At 41.9% G+C, this 21,965-nt stretch carries 21 protein-coding genes and 2 tRNA genes; 9 read left to right on the top strand and 14 right to left on the bottom strand.

The genetic code is table 11. The features are described from left to right. Positions 1-56: 56 nt before the first annotated feature. Positions 57-2,105 carry a BspA family leucine-rich repeat surface protein gene (locus G3KMM_RS00445; protein WP_129603957.1) on the bottom strand — a complete coding sequence of 683 codons (2,049 nt, stop codon included), beginning with the start codon at positions 2,103-2,105 and terminating at the stop codon, positions 57-59. A 131-nt stretch (positions 2,106-2,236) separates the two neighbouring features. On the opposite strand from G3KMM_RS00445, the gene G3KMM_RS00440 reads away from it, so the two are divergent. Next, a complete protein-coding gene (locus G3KMM_RS00440; RefSeq protein ID WP_129603955.1) occupies positions 2,237-2,869 on the top strand; it encodes an AAA family ATPase in 633 nt (210 codons plus the stop codon). A gap of 444 nt (positions 2,870-3,313) precedes the next feature. Here the strand turns inward: G3KMM_RS00440 and lepA are convergent, their stop codons facing one another. Next, entirely contained in the window at positions 3,314-5,113 is a 1,800-nt protein-coding gene (lepA, locus tag G3KMM_RS00435) for a translation elongation factor 4 (protein WP_129603953.1), read from the bottom strand. 61 nt (positions 5,114-5,174) lie between these two features. Between lepA and tilS the strand changes: the two genes are divergently transcribed. The 4 genes from tilS (at position 5,175) to G3KMM_RS00415 (ending at position 6,966) form a co-directional block, all read left to right on the top strand. Continuing rightward, a complete protein-coding gene (gene tilS, locus G3KMM_RS00430) occupies positions 5,175-6,035 on the top strand; it encodes a tRNA lysidine(34) synthetase TilS (RefSeq protein WP_164998451.1) in 861 nt (286 codons plus the stop codon). A gap of 45 nt (positions 6,036-6,080) precedes the next feature. Beyond that, positions 6,081-6,782 (top strand): YebC/PmpR family DNA-binding transcriptional regulator, encoded by a 702-nt coding sequence (locus G3KMM_RS00425; protein WP_129603949.1) that lies wholly within the window; start codon positions 6,081-6,083, stop codon positions 6,780-6,782. A gap of 18 nt (positions 6,783-6,800) precedes the next feature. Beyond that, positions 6,801-6,886: transfer RNA gene (locus G3KMM_RS00420), tRNA-Ser, on the top strand. Between the two features lie 3 nt (positions 6,887-6,889). Beyond that, positions 6,890-6,966, top strand: a tRNA-Met gene (locus tag G3KMM_RS00415). Between the two features lie 100 nt (positions 6,967-7,066). On the opposite strand, the gene G3KMM_RS00410 is transcribed toward G3KMM_RS00415, so the two are convergent. Then, positions 7,067-8,386: a hypothetical protein gene (locus G3KMM_RS00410; RefSeq protein WP_129603948.1), complete on the bottom strand. Its 1,320-nt coding sequence runs from the start codon at positions 8,384-8,386 to the stop codon at positions 7,067-7,069. 76 nt (positions 8,387-8,462) lie between these two features. Here G3KMM_RS00410 and ruvA point away from each other — a divergent pair, with 76 nt between their 5' ends. After that, a complete protein-coding gene (gene ruvA / locus G3KMM_RS00405; protein WP_129603946.1) occupies positions 8,463-9,041 on the top strand; it encodes a Holliday junction branch migration protein RuvA in 579 nt (192 codons plus the stop codon). A gap of 52 nt (positions 9,042-9,093) precedes the next feature. Here ruvA and G3KMM_RS00400 read toward each other — a convergent pair whose 3' ends face one another. Together G3KMM_RS00400 and ruvB are read right to left on the bottom strand one after the other, a co-directional pair. Continuing rightward, the gene (locus tag G3KMM_RS00400; RefSeq protein WP_129603944.1) at positions 9,094-9,852 is read right to left on the bottom strand and encodes a PH domain-containing protein; all 759 of its coding nucleotides are present in this window, start codon (positions 9,850-9,852) and stop codon (positions 9,094-9,096) included. 97 nt (positions 9,853-9,949) lie between these two features. Continuing rightward, the gene (ruvB, locus tag G3KMM_RS00395; RefSeq protein WP_129603942.1) at positions 9,950-10,966 is read right to left on the bottom strand and encodes a Holliday junction branch migration DNA helicase RuvB; all 1,017 of its coding nucleotides are present in this window, start codon (positions 10,964-10,966) and stop codon (positions 9,950-9,952) included. Between the two features lie 101 nt (positions 10,967-11,067). Between ruvB and rbr the strand changes: the two genes are divergently transcribed. After that, positions 11,068-11,625 (top strand): rubrerythrin, encoded by a 558-nt coding sequence (gene rbr, locus G3KMM_RS00390; RefSeq protein ID WP_129603940.1) that lies wholly within the window; start codon positions 11,068-11,070, stop codon positions 11,623-11,625. 96 nt (positions 11,626-11,721) lie between these two features. Here rbr and ruvC read toward each other — a convergent pair whose 3' ends face one another. Further along, positions 11,722-12,216: a crossover junction endodeoxyribonuclease RuvC gene (gene ruvC, locus G3KMM_RS00385; RefSeq protein WP_129603938.1), complete on the bottom strand. Its 495-nt coding sequence runs from the start codon at positions 12,214-12,216 to the stop codon at positions 11,722-11,724. 83 nt (positions 12,217-12,299) lie between these two features. Then, positions 12,300-13,655: a DNA repair protein RadA gene (radA, locus tag G3KMM_RS00380; RefSeq protein ID WP_129603936.1), complete on the bottom strand. Its 1,356-nt coding sequence runs from the start codon at positions 13,653-13,655 to the stop codon at positions 12,300-12,302. Positions 13,656-13,693: 38 nt separating this feature from the next. On the opposite strand from radA, the gene G3KMM_RS00375 reads away from it, so the two are divergent. Both G3KMM_RS00375 and G3KMM_RS00370 read left to right on the top strand, forming a co-directional pair. After that, the gene (locus G3KMM_RS00375; protein WP_129603934.1) at positions 13,694-14,281 is read left to right on the top strand and encodes an NUDIX hydrolase; all 588 of its coding nucleotides are present in this window, start codon (positions 13,694-13,696) and stop codon (positions 14,279-14,281) included. A 7-nt stretch (positions 14,282-14,288) separates the two neighbouring features. After that, on the top strand, positions 14,289-14,687 hold the full coding sequence (locus G3KMM_RS00370; RefSeq protein WP_164998450.1) for a type II secretion system protein: 399 nt from the start codon (positions 14,289-14,291) through the stop codon (positions 14,685-14,687). Positions 14,688-14,725: 38 nt separating this feature from the next. Here the strand turns inward: G3KMM_RS00370 and G3KMM_RS00365 are convergent, their stop codons facing one another. The 7 genes from G3KMM_RS00365 to G3KMM_RS00335 form a co-directional block, all read right to left on the bottom strand. Further along, the gene (locus G3KMM_RS00365) at positions 14,726-15,334 is read right to left on the bottom strand and encodes a non-canonical purine NTP pyrophosphatase (protein WP_129603930.1); all 609 of its coding nucleotides are present in this window, start codon (positions 15,332-15,334) and stop codon (positions 14,726-14,728) included. Positions 15,335-15,352: 18 nt separating this feature from the next. Further along, on the bottom strand, positions 15,353-15,958 hold the full coding sequence (locus G3KMM_RS00360; RefSeq protein ID WP_129603928.1) for an ATP-dependent Clp protease proteolytic subunit: 606 nt from the start codon (positions 15,956-15,958) through the stop codon (positions 15,353-15,355). 16 nt (positions 15,959-15,974) lie between these two features. Beyond that, positions 15,975-16,958, bottom strand: coding sequence for a hypothetical protein (locus G3KMM_RS00355; RefSeq protein ID WP_129603924.1), 984 nt, complete (start codon positions 16,956-16,958; stop codon positions 15,975-15,977). A gap of 3 nt (positions 16,959-16,961) precedes the next feature. Next, a complete protein-coding gene (locus tag G3KMM_RS00350; RefSeq protein ID WP_129603921.1) occupies positions 16,962-19,442 on the bottom strand; it encodes an ATP-dependent Clp protease ATP-binding subunit in 2,481 nt (826 codons plus the stop codon). Between the two features lie 44 nt (positions 19,443-19,486). After that, complete coding sequence (locus tag G3KMM_RS00345; RefSeq protein ID WP_129603919.1) at positions 19,487-20,584, bottom strand: phosphoglycerate kinase; 1,098 nt, start codon at positions 20,582-20,584, stop codon at positions 19,487-19,489. Positions 20,585-20,610: 26 nt separating this feature from the next. After that, the gene (locus G3KMM_RS00340) at positions 20,611-21,366 is read right to left on the bottom strand and encodes a hypothetical protein (RefSeq protein ID WP_129603916.1); all 756 of its coding nucleotides are present in this window, start codon (positions 21,364-21,366) and stop codon (positions 20,611-20,613) included. A 95-nt stretch (positions 21,367-21,461) separates the two neighbouring features. Continuing rightward, positions 21,462-21,965 (bottom strand): pyruvate kinase alpha/beta domain-containing protein (locus tag G3KMM_RS00335; protein ID WP_206660618.1); only part of this gene is annotated, 504 nt, incomplete at its 5' end.

The raw sequence follows: 21,965 nt of genomic DNA, 5'->3' as shown, positions 1-21,965 counted from the left end.
CTATACTAAATGATTCTGTTTAATTTTAACATAACAATTTCATATTCAAAAGGCTTTTATGGTTTCTGAGTGAAGTAGCCTGGGTTGCCTGGTGCATCAATGTGAGCATACTGAATACTATTATTTGGAGAAATATACTGGGTGCCATTGCCGCCGACTAGATTAGTGTTGTTCATGAATGGGTTATTCGGTGAAGTTGGTGAAACTATAATAGCAGTTGTTACAAAACTTGGGCTAGCATAGATAGTTTTAAGCTTAGAGTAGAAGAACATACCGCTCATATCGGTGACATTACTGGTATCAAAGTTTGAGATATCTAGAATACCATTAGCTGGATTCATGAAGGACCTAGAGAACATACTGGTCATATTCGTAACCTTTTTTGTATTAAATGATTGAATCTTAAGTTCTGTTAAGTTTGAAAGCCCCGTAAACATTCTATACATATTTGTAACGTTGCTAGTATCGAAGTTGGAGAGGTCAAGTCTGGAGATTGGAGGAGTCATTGCGACATTCATCGAAAACATTAGCGACATATCAGTAACATTTCTAGTATCAAAACTCGAGAGGTTGATATTATTGAGGGAACCCATATTATTAAACATGCCTTGCATATTTGTAACTTTACTAGTATCGAAGCTCGAGAGATCGAGGTCTGCAAGCTTACTTACGCCAACAAACATATGCGCCATATTGGTGACATTTTTTGTAGTGAAGCCTGTTAAGTTTAGAGAAGTAAGATCGGCAAGACCGCTAAACATAAATTGCATATCAGTCACCGAATCCATCTGCCAACCTGAAAGATTTAAGGACTGGAGTTTATTTAAACGAGAAAATATACCTTGAACATTATTAACTTTCTTCACATTCCAGCCTGATAAGTCAAGGTTTCTGACATTATTAAGAGCATCAAACATCCATCCCATATTTTCAACATTACTTGTATCAAAATTTCTGATGTCTAAAGATGGAAGAAACGAATAAGAGAACATGTGCTCCATATTTTTAACCTTACTCGTATTAAAATTGGAGAAATTGATTGGGACAAGATTCTCCATAGTTTTCATACCATATGTTGCAAACATATAACTCATGTCTTCAACATTACTTGTATCAAAATTGGTCAAATTGATTTCTCTATATAAATTTTTACCGCTATGAAACATCCCGGACATATTTTTAACGCGACTAGTGTTGATGCCATCCATATCAATTTTTTCAACATCGCCTAAACTGTTGAACATTGAACTGGAGTCTTCGTTTGCATACACGGTGTCTGCATCACTCCACCAGAAGACGGTCTTTGAAGGGGCATCATACCAGAGATAGGCAGGCACTTCGGAATCTGTAGTGGAGGCAATTTTTGTACTAGTGCCTGGAGCGGGAGCAGAGGAGGCTTTCTTAAATTCTTTGATACCTGATAATCCATCTAGGGAGTTAATGACGAATACGAAATCTTTACCGACTTTTAAAGTAGCGGTGGTGGGAGCGCGATTTGTGACAAGGGTAAAAACAACCTGCTTAGAATAAACTCCAGATGGGAGATTGGAACTAGTTTTAACACCAAATTCAGCACCAATTTTCATCGCACCGCCATAATTGGTTGTATAGATGATATCTGGATTACTATTTTTTGGAATTGGCTTCCAGCCCTCAGTTGCCTTATTTGGTATGCGATAGCCCCAGGTTTGTGGAGTAGAGATGCTGCCAAATTGAGGCGCCGTGATTGACGGTATCTGAGTCGTGACTGATGATTCTGAGTGTTTTAGACTAGTATCTTCGTCAATGCTGGAAAGAAATACAGAGAAACCCGTAGGGTTAGGGGCGTCACACCATAGAACTGCGGCGTCGGATTTGAAAGTATTAGATTGAATTTCAGAGTTAGTGAAGTGGAGATCGATTGTTGGCTTGTTGACTGAGAAAGCCAAGATACCAGGCGTTCCTGAAGGGGTTCCGGGAGCAGCAAAAGTTTTTATCTGTGAAAATAAAAGTGTTGTAATGGAAAAAATAAGAGTGGCAAAGCCTAAAAGAATAGGTGGGAGTAAATGAAAAAATTTATTTATAGCTAATTTTTGTTTGTTTTTGGTGTTTATTTTAATAAACATATGATTCCCCTTTGGGATTTTTATGACCTTATATATTTCAGTTATAGCATAAACAGTTTAAAAAAGAAAGGGCAGTTTTGGCTCCACGAGAACATGAAAATCAACAAGCCTAGGCCATGATATAATTAGATATGGAAAAAATGAACTTGAATGAAAAACTTGAAAAAATTAAAAGTTGGCTGGAAACTGGGAGCCTAAACATTTTTGGATTACCGATGAGCGGTAAGGATACGGTGGGAATGCGACTGGCTGAGGATCTTCAAGCAAAGTTTTTATCTTCCGGCATTATTATTCGGGCTTACGAGGCAGAGCAGAATGATGATATGACTGGTAGCGGAAAGCTGATTCCAACAAATACCTTTTATGATATAATTTTGCCTTATTTTTCGCGAGAAGAGCTAAGTAATGATTCCCTGGTTTTATCAAGTGTAGGAAGATGGTCTGGTGAAGAAGACAAAATTATGGAAGCTGCAAAGGCAGGTGGACACGAGATCAAAGCAGTTGTAATGCTTGATCTTACAGAGGAAGAAGTGAAAAATCGCTTTGAAGCCGCTAAGATTTTGAACGATCGCGGAGAACGAGCTGATGACTCTAATATTGAGGTATTCGAAACAAGATTGGCGGAATTTCGTGAAAAAACCATGCCAGTACTTAATCACTACGATGAGTTAAAGATGTTGGTTAAGGTGCCAGCGATTGGAAGTCGTGATGAGGTATATACCAATGTTATTGATCGATTGGTTGAGTTTATTGATTCATTATAGATATCTGAGATAGGTTTATTGAGATAGGTTTATATTTGTTGATGTAGGTTTATATTTATTTTTCTTCGACACGCTCGAGGCCGCTCGGCCGTGCTTATGGTCTCAGAAAAATAAATACTAAACCACTATAAAATCCAAAATACGCTCAAAACTTATGGTCTTAGAAAAATAAATAGTAAACCCTGATAACACAGATCATCTCCATAAGATTATGGTCTCGGAAAAAATAACAGAACCTAAAAATACAAATCAAATACCTCGGACTTAGGATTGCGGAACAATAACCAATTCTACTTATGATTATTGAGTCCTCTCATTAAAAATAAAACTAGCATTGTGAAGATGCTAGTTTTTGATGAAAAATTCTTGTGTGCGTATTTATTGATGAGACCATCAGCTTGGCCGAGCGGCCTTGAGCGTGTCGAAGAAATAAATACCACACGCTTAGTCGCGTTTTAGCATAACAGTGAAGGCTTCGGATGGAATGTCGATCTTGCCAAAACGCTTCATCCTGGCTTTACCACGCTTTTGTTTCTCAAGCAACTTGGCCTTACGGTCGCGGTCACCCGTGTGAATCTTCACCGTGACATCTTTACGGAAGGCACCGATGGTTTCGCGAGCAATAATTCTGGCACCGATGGCAGCCTGCAGGGCGACCTCGAAGTTCTGACGAGGGATTACTTCTTTTAGCTTCTTGGTGATTGTGCGACCAATAGCATCTGCTTCGGAGCGGTGACACATCAGCGCCAAAGCATCCATACGTTCGCCGCCAATCAAAAAATCGACACGTACCAAGTCTTCAGGACGATAGTCGGAAATTTCATAATTAAAACTAGCGTAACCAGAAGTGAGAGACTTTAGCTGATCATAAAAATCGGTAAGCAAGTTAGCCATTGGAGCTTCAAAATTAATGACGGCGCGATCTTCAAGATATGAGATATTCTTCTGAAGACCACGTTTTTCAACAATCAAAGTTAAGACATTGCCAATCATGGAAACTGGCAAAATAATTTCGCCCTTGACCCATGGCTCACGAATCTCGGCGACATAACTGGTATCAGGAAGATTGGAGGCAGACTTAATTTCGAGCTCCTCGCCAGAATTTAGGCGGACTTGGTAGTTTGTAGAAGGATTAGTAACAACCAGATCAAGTTTAAACTCGCGCTCGAGACGCTCCTTAATAATATCCATATGGAGCAGACCAAGGAAGCCAATACGTAGACCGAAGCCCAAAACTGGACTATTTTCAGGTTCAAAACGAAGGGCGGAGTCACTTAAGGAAAGTTTCTCGATAGCCTCTTTGAGATCTTTGTACTGATCATTGGAAACTGGGAAAAACCCAGCGTAAACAAAAGGAAGAACATTCTTATAACCGGGGAGTGGAGTTTTGGCGGATTTCTTATGGAGAGTAACAGTATCACCAACTTTTGCCTCACGAGTGGTTTTTAGGTTGGTCACTATATAGCCGACCTCACCTTCAGAAAGACTATCCTTTGGCTGCATACCTGGTTTTAAAACGCCGACCTCGAGAGCAATGCCATTAATTTTTGACGCCATCATAAAAATATTATCATTCTTTTTGATTTGGCCATTGAAGATGCGGACATAGAGAACAACGCCACGATAATCATCAAAATAGGAGTCGAAAATGAGGGCGCGAGTCTCATCAGGAACGACGGTGGCTTCAAGGTTGAGCGGGGATTTCGGACTTGGAGCTTTATTAATGATAGCATCAAGTACCGCTTCGACATTGAGGCCAGTTTTAGCAGAGACTGGAATAATTTCCTCTTTCTTGCAGCCAAGAAGATTAATAATCTCATTTGAAACTTTTTCAACATCGGCGGCTGGAAGATCAATTTTATTGATAACAGGGATAATTGTCAGATCCTGCTCGAGCGCGAGATAAACATTGGCGAGAGTTTGGGCCTGAATACCCTGAGTGGCGTCAACCACAAGAATTGCTGACTCAACAGCCTGGAGCGAGCGGGAAACCTCGTAAGAAAAGTCGACGTGGCCAGGAGTGTCGATAAGATTTAATTCAAAACCTTTGTAATGCATCTGAACTGGGGTGAGCTTAATTGTAATGCCCTTTTCGCGCTCTAATTCCATGGAGTCAAGAAGCTGAGACTTCATATGTCGCTTCTCGACCGTGGCAGTGATTTCCATCATGCGATCAGCAAGAGTGGATTTACCGTGGTCGATGTGAGCGATAATGCAGAAGTTACGAATATGGTCTGAATTCATGTGTTAATTATAACAGATATGGAGTAGAGATGGAATGAGCAGATTTTGGTATAATTTGAGAGTGAAGAAAATTCTAGCAGTTTCGGGTGGGATTGATTCGATGGTGTTACTCGATATGTTTTACAAGAGTGAACCTAGTAATATTTTGGTGGCACATTTTAATCACGGCACCAGAGAGTCGGCAGATCTCGACGAGGATTTTGTTATGCGAAAATGTAAAGAATATGGAGTACCGTTTGAATCATCAAAGTTGTTACTAGGTGAAGGTGTTTCAGAGGAAGAAGCTAGAGAAAAAAGATACGCTTTTTTATATCATGTGGCGAATAAATATCAAGGGGAAATTTGTACGGCACACCACCTTGATGACCTTTTAGAGTCGGTGGTAATCAATTTGATTAGAGGAACTTTCTGGCGGGGCTTGGCACCTTTTGGTAATAGCAAAATAAGAAGACCACTTGTCGATCTTAAAATGAACAAGACTGATATTTTACGTTATGCGGGCGAGAATCACCTCTGTTTTCGGCAGGACCCAACAAATTATCAGAATGACTATTTACGCAACCGAGTCAGAGAATCCTTAAAAAGCCTGGAGAAAGAAAAGAAAGTGGCAGTGTTGGAACTTACTGAGAAGCAGAAGATTCTACGTGAGGAGATCGAGAAAAATCTTGGAAACCTATTAGAAACAATAGTGATGAAAAATTCACAAGGTGAGATATTTTTTAGAAGAGATTGTTTTCAAGCCGAAGAATCTGCTGTGAGTTCTGAAATTTTGAGGTCGATTTGTCTTGAGGCTAACATATCGCTGACCAGACCTCAACTACTAAATTTCTTGGAGGCTATTAAAAATTACCAGCCTGGAAAGAAATTTAATTTACCAAAAGATAAGATGGCGACAATCACTAGAGATTTCGTACGACTTTAATGGTATAATATAGAGAAGAAATTATAAAAATAGGAAGGTCAAAAGATGTCAGGACACAGTAAATGGGCGACAACTAAACGCCAGAAAGCTATTGTCGATGCAAAACGCGGCGCAGCTTTTACGAAGATTGCAAACCAGATTGCGATTGCCGCAAGAAGTGGTGGCGACCCGACGATGAACCCTACACTTGCGATGGTGCTTGAAAAAGCACGTAAGGCAAATATGCCTAAGGCGAATATCGAGCGCGCAATTGCAAGGGCAACCGACAAGAGTGCGGCGGCGATGATTGAGGAAACCTACGAGGCTTACGGACCAGCTGGAATCGGAATTATTATTGAAGTTGCAACCGACAACAAGAACCGCACTATGCCAGAGGTACGCAATGCTCTATCTAAAAATGGTGGGCGCATGGCTGATCCAGGAAGCGTGATGTTCCAGTTTGCTAGGAAGGGCGTGATTGAAATTGCCGAAAAAGGTGAAGACGCTTTGATGACAGCTCTTGATTGCGGAGCTGAGGATGCTAATGAAGGTGAGGAAGGTATCGAAGTCATTACAGAGGCGACTGACTTGATGAAAGTCAGACAAGCTTTAATTGATGCTGGTCTCTCGGTTGATAACGCAGAACTTCGCTACATTGCGAACACTTCAGTACCTGTGAGCGAGGATGATGCAGAAAAAGTTGATAAATTACTAAATGCAATTGATGACCTCGACGATGTAACAAACGTATTTACGAACGCCGAATAATCTGTTAGAATAGTTAGCGGAAGGGTGGCCGAGTGGTTGATGGCACTGGTCTTGAAAACCAGCAAGTTAACGCTTCGCAGGTTCGAATCCTGTCCCTTCCGCCAAGTGGCACCATAGCTCAGCTGGTTAGAGCGTAGGACTCATAAGCCTAAGGTCACTGGTTCGATCCCAGTTGGTGCTACCAAGATATAGCAGGATAATAACGAAGAGATTCGTTATTTTTTATTGAGCGAAGTCTTATATCGCTCGAAGATAAAAGATTAGATATTTAAAGGCGTAAGCGCTTAGTCCTCAGAATTAATAAAGTCAAAATCATAGTCTTCATATTGGCCGTGAAAACGCTCTGGATAATCATCGGGATCAATCGGAACTTTATCAATAGGTAGACGGATTTGATCGGTCGAGCCTTCTTCATATTCTTTGATAGCCAGTCGAATACTGGGATCTGAGGTATGAAACCTAGACATTGAGTCTGGCAGATCAAATTCCTTAAAGTTGATTGATTTGAGATACTCCTTAATCTCGCGATCAGATTTTTCATTTGAGGATGAATCCTGATTTGGCTTATAGGCGGATGGATAGTAGTTAAAATTATATAAGTCCTGACGAAGGTCCCTGGCAGCGGCAAGTGGGCGGCCCAGAAAATCTTCTGAGATAACATCCCAGTCGACTAGGTTAGCTGTAAAACTTTGGGCGACCTCGGCACCACGACTAATGCATTTATTAAGCATTAGAGCTATATCAAAAGTGCGGATACGGTCAACATAATTAATATCTTCTAGGGTCGGAATGGAGTCGGTGAATTCAGCGATGACACTTTGCATCATCAGGGCCTTGAGAAAGAGACGACTACTTAGTTCATCTTGATAATTTGGTAATTCCTTGTAAGTAGGTCGGATGATGTTTTCCAGAAAATCATTCTTGGCAGACTCGGTAAAATAAAGCTGATTATTTAAAATTAGACTTTCATTAACGGTGAAGTCACGAGTACGGAAGTAATGTTCGAAAGACTCTGGTTGGATACCATGGCCAAAAGCATAATCTTCCGGCATGAACTTTTGAGAGAGATGCTCTAGCTCTTCAGGAGAAACTGGTTGATCACCTTCACGATCATTGATATGGACGAGATCAATGTCGCGGATCGGTTCTATGTCACCGGTGAGAAATTGCCTAGTAATACTCCTGGCGACGCCACCCATAACAGCGACACCTTGCGGGAGTTCGTGAAGAAATGGAAATCGTTCGTAAATTTCAGGAGTGAGGGGATATTGATTGATTTTCTTGTAGCTATCACGGAATTCGATACGCTCATCTTCGTCGTCATATTCATTTTCGTAGTTCTCTTCTTCCTCAAAGCCATCATTATCATCATATTCATCTTCAGGACTATCATCCTGTTCTGTGGCGTCTAAATTAAAGTCTTCCATTTTTATGCCAATTTGTCTTTGAAGACTTGAAGAGAGTGTTAAAAGAAGATCAAGTTCGGGATCAGAAAATTGTTGTTGTAGCTCGGGCTGATAGAAGGTCGAGAGCGACGCTTCTCCATTGACGACCTGGGAGTCTTGATTCTCTACGGAATAGAATTGATTAAGTTGTTCAGCCATTTTAAAACCTTTACGCTTATTATACCAAAGAAAGTCATGGCTGAAAGAGAAAATCTGTCTGTGATAAAATAGTGATATGATTGCACACATCGAGGGAGAAGTTTCCGAAAAATTTTTAAATTCAATTATTGTTGATGTTCATGGAGTGGGATATGAGCTTGGGTTATCACAGATTGACTCTGAAGAAACTAACGTGGGCGAGAAGAAGAAATTTTATACATACCATGCGATAAGGGAGAATTCTGAAGATCTGTATGGTTTTTCGAGTTTAATGGCGAAGAAAATATTTGAAATGCTGATCTCAGTGAACGGAGTGGGACCGAAGGCGGCTATGGCAATTCTTTCTTTGGCGGCACCAGAAGAAGTACGCAACGCAATCGCTAATGCAGATGCAACATTTGTGAGTAAGGCAACAGGCGTGGGTAAGAAATCTGCAGAACGTGTAATCGTGGATTTGAAAGACAAAGTGGGTCTTCCGACAAGATACGGCGCAACTGAGGTTGTATCAGTACAAAATCAGCCAGAAAATGATGAGGCGCTGGATGCCTTGATGGCGCTCGGCTTCCCGTTGAAGGAGGCGACCGATGCACTGTCGAAGGTTGATGCGAACCTGCCGATTGAAGAGCGTATTAGACTAGCACTCAAGCAACGATAAATATACATAAAAAATACCTGGTACTGCCAGGTATTTTTTTGTTTTATGGGGGCTAATTGGCTGGAGGATTAAAAGTTGTACTACTAGTATCAACACCTTCGGCTGATGGAGTGTTGGGAGCGATTACTTCGATGACTGGAGGGACTGAGTCGTTAGTGCTTGCAAAGGTGACTGGCTGGGTGGCAACAACGGTGGTAGGAGCACTAGAATTAATTACGGTGGATGCAGTATTGGCCGCACCATTTACGACACAGGCCTCAGCTGGAGCTTCACCTTTCTCAACATGGACAAGATGAGTGATAATCTCAAGCTCATCAGTTGGCGTATCAACATTCTCAAAGGTATATGTAGTTTCAGAACCGATGGTGGACATACGAAGTGTACCAACACTGAACATATGTTCAAAAATCCCAGATTGCTTGAAACTAACATCTTCTACGGCGACAAGATCAATCACATTGGTGGAGCTTGAGAAAAGAGAGGTGACAGAATTCTGAATAAGGCGTTTATTGGTGACGTAGAGGCAGTTACCAGAGTAAACATGAGTGGAGATTAAAGTAGCGATCCAGATAGTACCAAGCACGACAAGAATAATCATAAGGAAGAAAGAGCGAGAGGTGGGATCAAGGTTAAAAATAAATGAACTGCCGCCATTGATAAGGATGCTTGCGGCGATCAGAACGATCGAGCAGATAAAAGCACCGGCCCAAAAACCGAGAGGAATGAGCTTGGTTCGTTTAATTACTAAAACAAGATGCTCACCTTTTTCAAAGGCGATGCCTGGTAACTGTTTTTTGGAGGTTTTTGCCATAATCTGGTCCCAATTAATTGGTATTTATTATAGCATTTTCAGGGAGTTTTTGCAAATTTATTTAAGTGGTTCGGAATACGTAAGGACTTGATAAAGATTAGCTGGTTTTAATTTTCTCGAGGTGGCGCTTAGCTTTTTCAGTAACACGACGGCCACGAGGAGTTTTTTCAATAAAGCCGAGCTGGATTAGGTATGGTTCATAATAATCCTCGATGGTTGTAGTTTCATCACCAGTGAGAGCAGCAATAGTAGTGAGGCCAACGGGGCGATCCTCATAATTTTCAAGCATTAGTTCTAGCATGTTGCGATCAGCGGGATCAAGGCCAAGATCGTCAATCTCAAGAAGAGCGAGGGCACGAGTGGCGGTTTCAGAATCAATAATGCCGTCGCCATTAACATCAGCAAAATCACGAACACGTTTGGTTAGGCGGTTAGCGATGCGGGGAGTGAGACGAGAGCGAGTGGCGAGAAGAGCGGTGGCCTCAGGCTTGATTTCAGTATTTAAAATGGCAGCGGTACGAGAAACAATTTGTTCAATTTCTGGAACCTTATAATATTCTAAACGGTGGGTGATGCCGAAGCGGTCACGAAGCGGACCAGCAAGAGAGCCAGTACGAGTAGTGGCGCCGATAACGGTAAAATGAGGGAGATCGAGACGAACGGAACGAGCGGCCGGACCTTTACCAATAACAATATCGAGCTTGTAGTCTTCCATAGCTGAATAAAGAATCTCCTCAACTGCACGACGCAGACGGTGGATCTCGTCAATAAAAAGAACGTCGCCATCTTGAAGATTGGTGAGGATAGAGGCGAGATCACCAGCACGCTCAATGGCAGGACCAGAGGTAACACGAAGATTGGCGCCAAGTTCATGGGCAATGACGTTAGCCATGGTGGTTTTACCAAGACCCGGAGGGCCATATAGTAAAACATGATCGAGCGAAGTTCCGTCGGCACGTTTTTTGACGGCGTCGATGGCAATTTTAAGGTTGCGCTTGAGGCGTTCTTGCCCCACATACTCCTGAAAACTAGTCGGACGTAGACTGACTTCAATCACCTGCTCTTCAGCATCATCTTGATGCGAGACATTATCAATTACGCGTTCAATTGCCATGGTCGTCCTTTCTTCCGGGTTACTCTTTTATCTGCTGGCGCTAGAGGGTTCTGTATTATATAATATATTGTAACATCTATGTTTAACTAAAGGAGGATTATATGTCTGATATTGATACTGAGACTTTCAAGAACAGTAAGACTTATTTGAATTTACAAACCGCTTTTGCCGGCGAGGCGCAGGCTAGAGTGAAATACCAGTTTTACGCTTCTCAGGCCAAAAAAGAAGGCTATGAACAGATCTCTGCGATTTTTAATGAAACCTCAGACAACGAAAAAGAACATGCAAAGCTGTGGTTTAAATACCTTCACGGCGGAAAAGTGGGCGACACGAGAAGTAATCTTGAGGCGGCAGCAGCTGGTGAAGATTACGAGTGGACTGAGATGTATGCCGAGTTTGCAAAAATAGCACGCGAAGAAGGCTTTATCGAGATTGCAACCAAGTTTGAAGGTGTGGCGGCGATTGAAAAATCCCATGAAGAGCGTTATTTGAAGCTAATGAAGAATATTGATGATGACGTCGTATTTAAGTCAGACAAAGTAACTGTCTGGAAGTGCCGCAACTGTGGTTATACTTTTGTAGGCGAAGAAGCGCCTGAAGTTTGCCCAGTTTGTGCCCATCCTCAGGCCTTCTTTGAGATTCGCGCAATTAATTACTAAGAGTGTATTAGAAAATAAGCCTCACGTGGGGCTTATTTTTTGTGTAGATGTAGCTAAAGGCGGAACAAACTGATGATGTTACGAGCGAGGGTTTTACTATTCCCCAAGATGCATTAGTGAGTGAGTGATGGCGGCGGCAAGAGCATCGGCGGCATCATCTGGTTTTGGCACTTCGGAGAGATTTAAGTGAAGCTTAACCATTTCCTGCATTTGTTTCTTATCGGCACTACCGTAACCAGTCATGGTCTTTTTAATTTCGTTTGGCGTATATTCAAAGGTAGGAAGATTATGCTGCCGACAAACAAGAAGGGCGACACCCCTAGCTTCAGCAACAGATATACCTGTGGTGATATTTTTAGTAAAGAAAAGTTTTTCAATACTAACGCAGTCAGGTTGATCTAGTTTAATGATTTCATGAAGTGACTCATAAATATCGAGGAGACGCTCCTGAAGAGGAGTGTGGGCGGGAGTAGTAATTACACCATTATCAATCATCTTAGCACGGCCAGTAGTGCGACCATTTTGCTGCTTAATCTCAATAACACCAAAGCCGCAGATACCAGTACCAGGGTCAATTCCTAGAATACGCATGGATTAGTTTCCTGATTTTTGAGAAGCTGAAGTGAGATTTGTTTGGCGAAAATTTTAGAATTATTATTCATCTGGTGATATATTTATTCATTAACATATTGGATCAGAGTGGAACGAAGATCCTTGACAGGAATAACGAAGGGATCGCGGATGGTAGCGGGAGCGATGGCGTGTTTGAACCCGAGCTTCTTCGCTTCATTGATTCGCTGATCAGGGCGGAAGGCAGAACGAATTTCGCCACCAAGTCCAACCTCGCCAAAGACCACATATTCTTCGGAGAGCTTACGGCCGGCGGCGGCAGAGGCGATGGCAAGACAGACTGCAAGGTCTGCGGCGGAATCTTTGATTTTGATACCACCAACCACGTTTAAGAAAATATCTTTATCACTGAGATTTAGTTTGGTGCGCTGTTCGATGACGGCAATGAGGAGATTGAGACGGTTAAGATCAAAACCAGAAGCGGCGCGTTTAGGATAGCCAAAGTTAGTGGTGGTACAAAGTGCCTGAATCTCAACCAAAAGTGGACGAGTACCCTCTAGAGTGGCGAGAATGATCGAGCCATCAGTATTTTGACGCTCGGCGAGTAGAGCGGCGGAAGGATTCTGCACTTCGCTTAAGCCTTTTTCGTTCATTTCAAAAATCGCAGCTTCAGAGGTGGGACCAAAACGATTCTTCACGGCACGGATGGTTTTAAAGCCACCATAACGATCGCCCTCAAAATTAACGACCACATCAACGAGGTGCTCAAGCACTTTTGGACCAGCAAGAGTACCTTCCTTAGTGACATGACCGACAATGATCACAGCGGTGTCTGTGGACTTGGCGGCCTGGATGATGAGGTTGCCGGCATTAGTAATTTGAGAGACGGTGCCGGGTGCGGAAGAAATTTCATTGATGGCAAGAGTCTGAATTGAGTCAACAATAACAAGATCAAAGTCACCTTCACGGATAGTCTTGGCAATATCATTACCAGAGGTAGAGCTGACAAAAACCAACTTATCAGAATCAGCACCGAGACGAGCGGCACGCATTTTGACTTGACTGGCCGACTCTTCACCAGAGACATAAAGTACCTGATGTTTTTTGGCAACTTCAGCACAAATTTGCATTAAAATAGTGGACTTGCCGATTCCCGGCTGCCCGGCAAGAAGTGTGACGGAACCGCGTAGAATACCGCCACCAAGTACTTCATTGAGGCCGGGAAATTCAGTTTTAAGACGTTCCTTGTCGCTAGTAACCGTAATCTCATTAATCTTTGTGAATTTAAGAATTTGGCCACTAGTCTTGGCCTGAGAGATGGCGTTTTTTCCACTAGCTTCACTAACCACAAGATCTTCAATGATGGAATTCCAGGCATCACAGTTATTACAATGACCCGCCCACTTTGAGTATTTGGCTCCACAATTCTGACAGACAAACTGGCTAGTGTTTTTTCCCATACTAAAATTATAGCAGGCTTTAGTGGTAAAATAAATTTATGATAAGAGAGTTAATTAACGAATATTTGGAGCTTTATCCGGAAGAAGCAGAAGATCTGCTGATGGCAAGGAAGCTGGCCGAAAAGGCGGGGACGGATGAAGAAAGGATATTTGATAGAAAAAACTCGGATGGCCATTTTACGGCCTCAGCTTTTATTCTCTGCCCTAATTCTGGCAAAATTTTGCTCTTAAAACATAAGTCCTTAGATATTTTGTTACAACCGGGTGGACATATCGAAAAAGAGGACGCTACGCCATTTGCAGCAGCACTACGAGAGCTTGAAGAAGAGACAGGGTGTCTTGATTTGGATAAAATAAACTATCTCGCAGTTCTTCCAGATGACCCACTGGTGCCATTTCATATTAGTACTCATGAGATTCCAGAAAATCCCAAAAAGGGTGAGCCAGCACACTTGCATCATGATTTTGGTTATTTGTTTGACATAAATGAAATGCAAGAAATAATAATCGATCCAAATGAATCTGATGGTTTTCAGTGGGTTGACCTGGAAGAATTCTATAAACAGCCACATTTTGCAGCAATCGCCCCGAAGGTGAAAAAGTTCTTAGCAGAAAATCGTGTATAATATGGGTATGGTTGAACAAAAAACAAAGAGGGGGTTTACGATTATTGAATTGGTGGTGGTAATCTTTTTTGCTTCCCTGTTACTTGTGCTATTCTTCTTACAGAAGCTGAATTTGGATGCGATGCACCGCGATGAACAGCGCAAAGAGGCGATTAATGCCATGTATTATGCACTTGAGGAGGGCTTCCACGCAAAGAATGGATACTACCCTGAGAAAATCTCTGAGGAGAATTTGACAGTGATGGATCCAAGCCTTTTTACGGATCCAGGTGGAGTAAACTTGGGACGTGAAGGAAGTACATATTCTTATGAAGCAGCGAACTGTTCTAATGGAAAATGTAAGGAATACACTTTAAAGGCGCAGATGGAAAAAGAGGATACCTACATCAAGAAAAATAGAAGCTAGGAGACTTAAAAAATATCCACCGAGTTGGTGGATATTTTTTATTGCTTTTCGATGACTTGGTCGATTGCTTTTACTAATTCATTAATAAAAACCTTGTCAAAATCTTTCTTTTCCTGATCACTCATTTCATCCCAAGTCTTTTTACGGTTTTCTGATTCGAACGCTGCCGCCAACGGATATTCCGTGCCGTTGTATGGCAATTTCAATTTTTCTTTATTAAGAATTCCGTGGTTGATATTGTATACCAATTCCGTTTTTCCCGATGGCGAAACAACAGCAACGCATTGCTTAAAATAACACTTGTAATTGTTCAGATTTTTGGTTTTTTCTTGAAGATATTTCCAAAACTCAGCCCCAGTAGTTTCTTCAGGCAATTCTCCTCCCCAGCGCCTTAAGGCAACTCCAGGCTCTCCGTTTAACTCTTCGATAAAGAAACCTGTGTCGTCACCAATACTAACTAACCCAGTCTTGTAGGCGTAAGCTCGTGCTTTTGCTATTGCGTTGTCTTCAATTGAATTGATGCCCTCCGGGACATTGATTTTAATATTGAGGGATTTTGGCGATTCTATATTAAAGTTATCACCTAAATATAACTCAAAATCTTGAAGTTTAGAGGTGTTGCCAGTTGCGATAAAAATTGTTTTCATAAGTTTTGATTAAGTCTATTACTTTTCGATAACTTGGTCGATGATGCCGTATGCTTTGGCTTCTTCGGCGGACATCCAATTATCGCGATCCATATCTTTGATGACTTGAGCAACGGTTTTACCAGTATTCTTAGCCATAATCTCAGCGAGGCGCTTCTTTAAGAAAATACCTTCCTTTAACATGATTTCCTGGTCGGTAATTTTACCTTCAGTGCCAGAGCTTGGCTGATGAATCATAACGCGAGCATTTGGCAGAGCAAAACGTTTGCCCTTGGCGCCACAGCTAAGTAACATAGCCCCCATAGAGGCTTGCAGGCCAATACCGATAGTCTGAACATCTGGCTCAATATAATTCATGGTATCAATAATAGCAAGACCGTCATAAACTGAGCCACCAGGAGAGTTAATGTAGAGCTTGATGTCTTTCTTAGGATCTTCGTGGGCTAGGAAAAGTAATTGCGCGATTACAAGATTAGCGGTGTGGGAATTCACATCTTCGCCCATAAAAATAATGCGGTCGTTTAAGAGACGCGAATAAATATCGTACGATCTTTCACCGCGATTAGTGGTCTCGATAACAGTAGGAACGAGATAGTCGTTTGCTTTATTTAGTTGATTTTTCATATTACTCCTTTATTTATTAACTATTGGATAAACCCTTATCGACTTTAGGAATGGAATTGGAATTAATCTGATCAATGAGTTCATTGTTATGATAGATGCTTTGATTATATTTTGCGATCTCTGAGTTAAGCTCCTCGATAGCCTGCTTTAATTGATCATACTCTCGATTAAGCGTATCAATACGAGAAACAATGGATTGGCGTTTAGTATTAAAATCAGATTGACTACTGAAGTCACCACGAGCGGCGCGTGAATTGAAGTCGGAAATTACTTCATTTAACTGCTGCTTTTGAGTTTGATATTCTTTAGTTTTATTTTCTATGGATTGCTTTTTAGCTTCAATAGATTCTTTGAGGCGATCGGTTTGGCGCTGAAGCTCAGTAAAGACATTGTGATATTGCTCGTTAAATTTTACGATTAGCTGACGATCGGTAAAATATCTCTGGTAATAACGCTCAAGTGGTGCGGGAAGATCTTTAACCTCGGTACCAATGCGAGAATGCAGCTCATCATAAAATTCGTCAGGATGATAATTTTGCATAGAAGTGCGAAGATCAGAATCGGCAGGAAGATGATCGTAAACTGATTGTAGCTGATCTTTTAGATCTAACTTTTCCCAAAAAAGCAGGCGATGATAGGCGGCATGCAACATTTCGTGTGCCGTTGTCACCTCGCGAACACCAGGGATCTCAGATGAATTTACATTGTAGACATAGAGGCGATCCTGATCTTCACGATAGCAACCAAGAACATAGATCTCCTGGCTGTGACTATTACAATTTTGATTGAAACTAGCCTTTTCCTGCAACTCTGGGTGAGTGGCACGAAGGATGAGCTTCGCACGACTGGTTAGATTGAGAGAGGAAGCGATAGATGAAAGATCGCCGGTCAGGACATAATCTCCCGCTTTAAATTCATCTTGAAAAGCATAGGCGCAAAGAAGGATAGCGATGATTATTAGGCTGACGAGAAAACTACCAAACCTTGCGCGATGCTTCATAGATTATTTTTCCTTCTTTTCAATTTCTAGCGTGAGTTTATCATCTTTAAGATCGACAACGGCAATCTCACCTTTTTTAATCTTCTCAGAGATGATGGCGTCGGAGATGATGGATTCAAGATGATCCTCGATGGCACGACGAAGTGGACGGGCACCATTCTTTGGGTCGAAGCCTTTTTCGATGAGAAATTCAGAAGCTTTTTTGGTGAGTTTTAGACCAAATGACTTAGTAGCAAGACGCTTCTTAAGGTCTGAGATCATATTGTCAAAAATTTGCTCAACTTGCTTCTTAGTCAAAGCGTGGAAGACCTCAATGGCATCAAGGCGATTAATAAGTTCTGGTCGCATAGATTTCTTGAGAGCCTTCATGGCTGCATTCTTACTGGCCTCATATTCTTCTTCGATAAATTTATCGCTCTTTTTGTCTTTATTACCAAAACCGAACTCAGCATCATCATACATTTCGTCGGCACCAAGGTTTGAGGTGAGAATAATAATAGTGTTATTAAACTTGATATGATTACCTTGTCCGTCGGTTAAAACACCATCTTCTAAGACCTGGAGCAACATATTGAAGACTTCAGGATGAGCCTTCTCGATCTCGTCAAAGAGAACGACGGAATATGGATGACGACGAACAGCTTCGGTGAGTTTACCACCGTCATCATAACCGACATAGCCAGCTGGAGCACCAACAAGACGAGAAACATTATGTTTTTCACCAAATTCAGACATGTCAATCTTAATTAATGAATTATCACCACCAAAGACCTCGCGTGCAATAACACGGGCCAGCTCAGTCTTACCGACACCAGTTGGTCCCATAAATAAGAAGGAACCGATTGGACGTTTTGGATCACTAATACCAGAGCGTCCTCGGCGAATAGCTTTGGCGACAGCCCTAATAGCCTCTTCTTGACCGATAACAGCTTTATCTAGGTGTTTTTCGAGATCGGTGAGCATTTTCACCTCAGAACCGTGGACCTTAGAGACAGGAATGCCAGTTTTTAAGCTAATGGCAGTAGCGAGATTTTCCTCGGTGAGAACAGGAGATACCTGATCATTAACGCCAGCTTTTTCAAGTTTTTCAATCTCTTCATCAATTTTGGCTACACGAGTCTTATAGAGTGCTGCTTTTTCAAAATCCTCAGCCTCGGCGGTCTCTTCAATCTTCTTCTGAAGGTCTTCACGCTCAATCTTAAGTTTCTTGTATTCACCACCGCCTTTTTTATCAGCAGCGACCTTAGCAATGGCACTAGCCTCATCAATCACATCGATAACCTTATCTGGCATAAAGCGATCATTGATGTAGCGCTTGGACATATTAATCGCAGTGTCTAAAATTTCATCAGGGATAACTACACCATGATGTTTTTCATAATGAGATTTGACGCCTTTTAAGATACGTAGAACAACAGTATCAGTAGGTTCCTCGACGATGACAGTTTGAAAACGGCGAGAGAGTGCCTTATCTTTTTCGATGGTTTTACGATATTCATCCATAGTAGAGGCACCGATTAGACGAATATGACCACGTGCTAGAGCGGGTTTTAGAATATTGGCAGCATCAAGACTACCTTCGCCAGAACCGGCTCCTGAGAGTAGGTGAATCTCATCAATAAAGAGGATAAGATCTTTATTGCCGGAAGCTTCATCAATAATGCCTTTAATGCGCTCCTCAAACTCACCGCGGAACTTAGTACCAGCCACAACAGAGCTGAGGTCAACCTGGTAGATATGTTTGCCAATTAGGCTACCAGGGACTTCATTTTTAACAATGCGAGTGGCGAGACCCTCGACGATGGCAGTTTTACCAACACCGGCTTCGCCGATGAGAACAGGATTTGATTTGGTGCGACGACAAAGAATGGTAACGGTGCGTTCAATTTCCTGATCACGCCCAATGACGGTATCAAGTTTTCCCTGCTTGGCCATTTCAGTGAGGTCTTGGCCATACTTGGTCAGCCATTTTAATGGAGCCTTACGAGTGAAGCCAGCTTTTTTCTGGTCAACCTTAGCGTCTTCAGCCTGTTTTTCAGTGTATTCCTCGATGGCATTAGTAAGACTATTTAAATCTACTTTAAGGCCTTGAAGAATGAGACTGGCACGAGAGTTTGGTTGGCGTAAGAGAGCATAGAGGATATGCTCGGTACCAATAATCTTGATTCCCTGTTCCTTAGTAAAATTGGCGGCCATACGGAGAGTAAGGACCGCAGCTTCAGAAAGGGACATCATAGCCATCTGGGAGCCTGGAACCTCCACAGCGGTATGATTAATGGTTTTTTCTACTGACTCGAGATTAATATCCTCGTCCGCGAGAAAGCGGGCACCAGTACTGGTATCCTGAGAGAGGATACCAAGGAGAAGGTGTTCTGTACTCATGTAGCCGTTATTATATCGTTTGGCATAATAATCAGATTTTTGGAGTGCAAAACGGGCATTCTCGGTCAAATTGTTCATAATTTCTGTAAAATCATCTTGCATAGTTCTATTGTAAAGCAAAAATTAGCACTGTCAAGATAAGAGTGCTAATTAATTGCATCAAGACCTGGTAGCGGGAGGCCAAGGAGAAATTCGAGGCTGGCACCACCACCAGTAGAAATTAAGCTATATTCGAGAGGATTAGAGACGTGACCTAGTGAAGCGCCAGGCTGCTCTTCAAGAAGTTTCTCAACATAACCAGAAGTATCGCCACCTAAGATAATTGTCTGATTGTACTCTGGATTTTTCTGACCAATAGCCTCGGCGATGGCTTTTGAGGATAAGTCAAAGCCTGGTTCCTCGGTCTTGCCGGCAGTGCCATTCCAGATAATTGTGTGACTGTATTTAATCGTAGGGAGAATCTTAGATAGTGATAGATCGCCAATATCCAGTTTATTTCCCTCTTGATCCTGACGAAAATCTTCAGCAACGTAGATTTTAGGATCATTAGAAACGTAGCCATCGGCGGCAATTTTACCAACCACAAGAATATGGTCAGCAATTGGCAAAAAACGATCAATCAACGGCTGTTTATCACTAATTTTGGCGCCACCAATAATGACCGTGACTTGTGGTTTTGGGTGCTGAAGGACTTGACTTAAATTAGTAACTTCTTTTTCAATTAAAAACCCTGCAACAGTAGGAAGAAGTTGAGGAATTTGCGCCGTAGAGGCATGCGCGCGATGAATAACAGCAAAACCATCCTGAACATAGAGATCGGCGGAGGTGGAATGGACAATTTCCCTGGCAAAATCTAGACTGTTCTCTTCTTCTGCCGCGGAGAAGCGAAGGTTTTCGAGAAGAACCACAGAGCCTTGTGGAAGAGAATCTATCTGATCCTTTATTAGACTACCTGTAAGATGTGGAATAAAAGTGACTGGGCGATTAAGAAGGAGAGATAATTTCCGAGCGACAGGAGCTAAGGAAAGCGAGGGGTCTGCCTGACCTTTTGGGCGACCAAGATGAGAGATGAGGATGATATGGTTTGCTTGTCTGTCTATTAGATATTGAATAGTAGGGAGGGCAGCCCGTAAGCGAAAATCGCTAGTAACCTGGCCATCTTTGATCGGCACGTTAAAATCGGTACGTACAAGAATGTTTTTGTTTTTCGGATCAATATCACGGATAGTAGTTTTATCAAACATAGTATCTATAGTATATATCTTTATGCTTATTTTTTCCTTAACTTACTAACGACGCCAGCAATAAAGTAGAAGAAGCCGTAAATCATGAGTCCGGAGAAGACAAAGTAGCGGCCGCCTGGTCTGGTACTGGAGTATGAGCCAAATGTAAGGGCGCCACCAATAATCATCATTAGCAAACCGCCCACGATACTTCCAGAGCCGGAAGCTGCCTTGGCACGTTTTACTGCATCTTTGGTTAAATCAAGAGACTCCCTCTGTTTTTCAATAAATTGGCGCATGTCGGTATTTGGAAAACGCATCATGACAAGACGTTCTGGAGCCTTATTTGGAGCACTCTTCAAGGTTTTATTGGGATCCAGGAATAGAAAATTGAGAGAATATATTTTTTTAATCTTTTTTTCTTCATCCATAACATACCATCGACCCATTTCACTAGAGCCTGGCGTTAATTCAGAATTTTCATCAGCGAGCTTTTCTGCAACAGACTCGAGAGCGGACTTGCGATTATCAAAACGTTGAGTGTCAATGATTTTATCGTTCTCAGAGATGACAAGCTCGTAGGCAATATCAGATTCTTGGGATTCTAGTAAATCAAATTTAACCTTGCCACCAGTCTTGACAACCTTAGCTTCGTATTTAATATCACTAACTTGCTTCAGCTCAGTAATGGAGTCACCAAGAAGACTAGAACATTGATGAATATAATCAATTGCGTCTTGTTTGGTATCAAAAGAATAGGCGGAATCAAAATCATTTAAAGTAAAGATAACTGTATGTTTCATAAAACAATTATTTATGATGTTATTTTTTTATGCAAGTATAAAAAATAATACCCAGTGCTGGGTATTATTTTATGAAAACTAATTTCCTATAAAAATTAGATATTGCGAATCTGGATAGTATCGGTACCAGAGACGGTGTTCGGCTGACCGGAAACGATAACTGCAAGGACCTGATCGGAACCTTCCTTTGGAGCAACATAGCCAGCAGCTTTGAGCTCTTGAATTAGATCAATGCCGTAATTCTCAGAGTATGGACGAACGAAGCTAGCATTGGCGTAAGTGAGAGCGAGCTGACCAGCAACACGGGCGCTACTTGTAACGGAAATGATAGGGAGAGTTGGGCGCTCAGCGGCGATTGAGTCAGCGATGGCACCAGAAGCAGTTTCGCAGACAATGACGTCAGCGTTAATTTTTTCTGCTAATTTAACAGCGGCACTAGCGACTGCGTTGTAGCTCTCATTGTCACCCTTTGGATCAGTGTCAAGTGGATTAACACCAACGTGATTCTGAGTGTAAAGAATAATCTTCTTCATCTGTTTAACAGCTTCAACTGGGTATTTACCCTGAGCGGTCTCATCTGAAAGCATGACAACGTCAGC

The organism is Candidatus Nanosyncoccus nanoralicus, assembly GCF_004138405.1.
In the GTDB taxonomy this organism is placed as follows: Bacteria; Patescibacteriota; Saccharimonadia; order Saccharimonadales; family Saccharimonadaceae; genus Nanosyncoccus; species Nanosyncoccus nanoralicus.
Note: the sequence above shows the minus strand (reverse complement) of the source record. Positions and strands in the feature narration are given on the sequence as shown.

Excerpts from the sequence above, each read along its gene's own strand:
- lepA (WP_129603953.1), bottom strand. The coding sequence starts at position 5,113 with ATGAATTCAGACCATATTCGTAACTTCTGCATTATCGCTCACATCGAC.
- ruvB (WP_129603942.1), bottom strand. The coding sequence starts at position 10,966 with ATGGCAATTGAACGCGTAATTGATAATGTCTCGCATCAAGATGATGCT.
- G3KMM_RS00365 (WP_129603930.1), bottom strand. The coding sequence starts at position 15,334 with ATGAAAACAATTTTTATCGCAACTGGCAACACCTCTAAACTTCAAGAT.
- G3KMM_RS00375 (WP_129603934.1), top strand. The coding sequence starts at position 13,694 with ATGATAAGAGAGTTAATTAACGAATATTTGGAGCTTTATCCGGAAGAA.
- G3KMM_RS00445 (WP_129603957.1), bottom strand. The coding sequence starts at position 2,105 with ATGTTTATTAAAATAAACACCAAAAACAAACAAAAATTAGCTATAAAT.
- ruvA (WP_129603946.1), top strand. The coding sequence starts at position 8,463 with ATGATTGCACACATCGAGGGAGAAGTTTCCGAAAAATTTTTAAATTCA.
- G3KMM_RS00440 (WP_129603955.1), top strand. The coding sequence starts at position 2,237 with ATGGAAAAAATGAACTTGAATGAAAAACTTGAAAAAATTAAAAGTTGG.
- G3KMM_RS00355 (WP_129603924.1), bottom strand. The coding sequence starts at position 16,958 with ATGAAGCATCGCGCAAGGTTTGGTAGTTTTCTCGTCAGCCTAATAATC.
- G3KMM_RS00340 (WP_129603916.1), bottom strand. The coding sequence starts at position 21,366 with ATGAAACATACAGTTATCTTTACTTTAAATGATTTTGATTCCGCCTAT.
- rbr (WP_129603940.1), top strand. The coding sequence starts at position 11,068 with ATGTCTGATATTGATACTGAGACTTTCAAGAACAGTAAGACTTATTTG.
- G3KMM_RS00400 (WP_129603944.1), bottom strand. The coding sequence starts at position 9,852 with ATGGCAAAAACCTCCAAAAAACAGTTACCAGGCATCGCCTTTGAAAAA.
- G3KMM_RS00410 (WP_129603948.1), bottom strand. The coding sequence starts at position 8,386 with ATGGCTGAACAACTTAATCAATTCTATTCCGTAGAGAATCAAGACTCC.
- G3KMM_RS00370 (WP_164998450.1), top strand. The coding sequence starts at position 14,289 with ATGGTTGAACAAAAAACAAAGAGGGGGTTTACGATTATTGAATTGGTG.
- G3KMM_RS00360 (WP_129603928.1), bottom strand. The coding sequence starts at position 15,958 with ATGAAAAATCAACTAAATAAAGCAAACGACTATCTCGTTCCTACTGTT.
- G3KMM_RS00425 (WP_129603949.1), top strand. The coding sequence starts at position 6,081 with ATGTCAGGACACAGTAAATGGGCGACAACTAAACGCCAGAAAGCTATT.
- radA (WP_129603936.1), bottom strand. The coding sequence starts at position 13,655 with ATGGGAAAAAACACTAGCCAGTTTGTCTGTCAGAATTGTGGAGCCAAA.
- G3KMM_RS00350 (WP_129603921.1), bottom strand. The coding sequence starts at position 19,442 with ATGCAAGATGATTTTACAGAAATTATGAACAATTTGACCGAGAATGCC.
- G3KMM_RS00345 (WP_129603919.1), bottom strand. The coding sequence starts at position 20,584 with ATGTTTGATAAAACTACTATCCGTGATATTGATCCGAAAAACAAAAAC.
- ruvC (WP_129603938.1), bottom strand. The coding sequence starts at position 12,216 with ATGCGTATTCTAGGAATTGACCCTGGTACTGGTATCTGCGGCTTTGGT.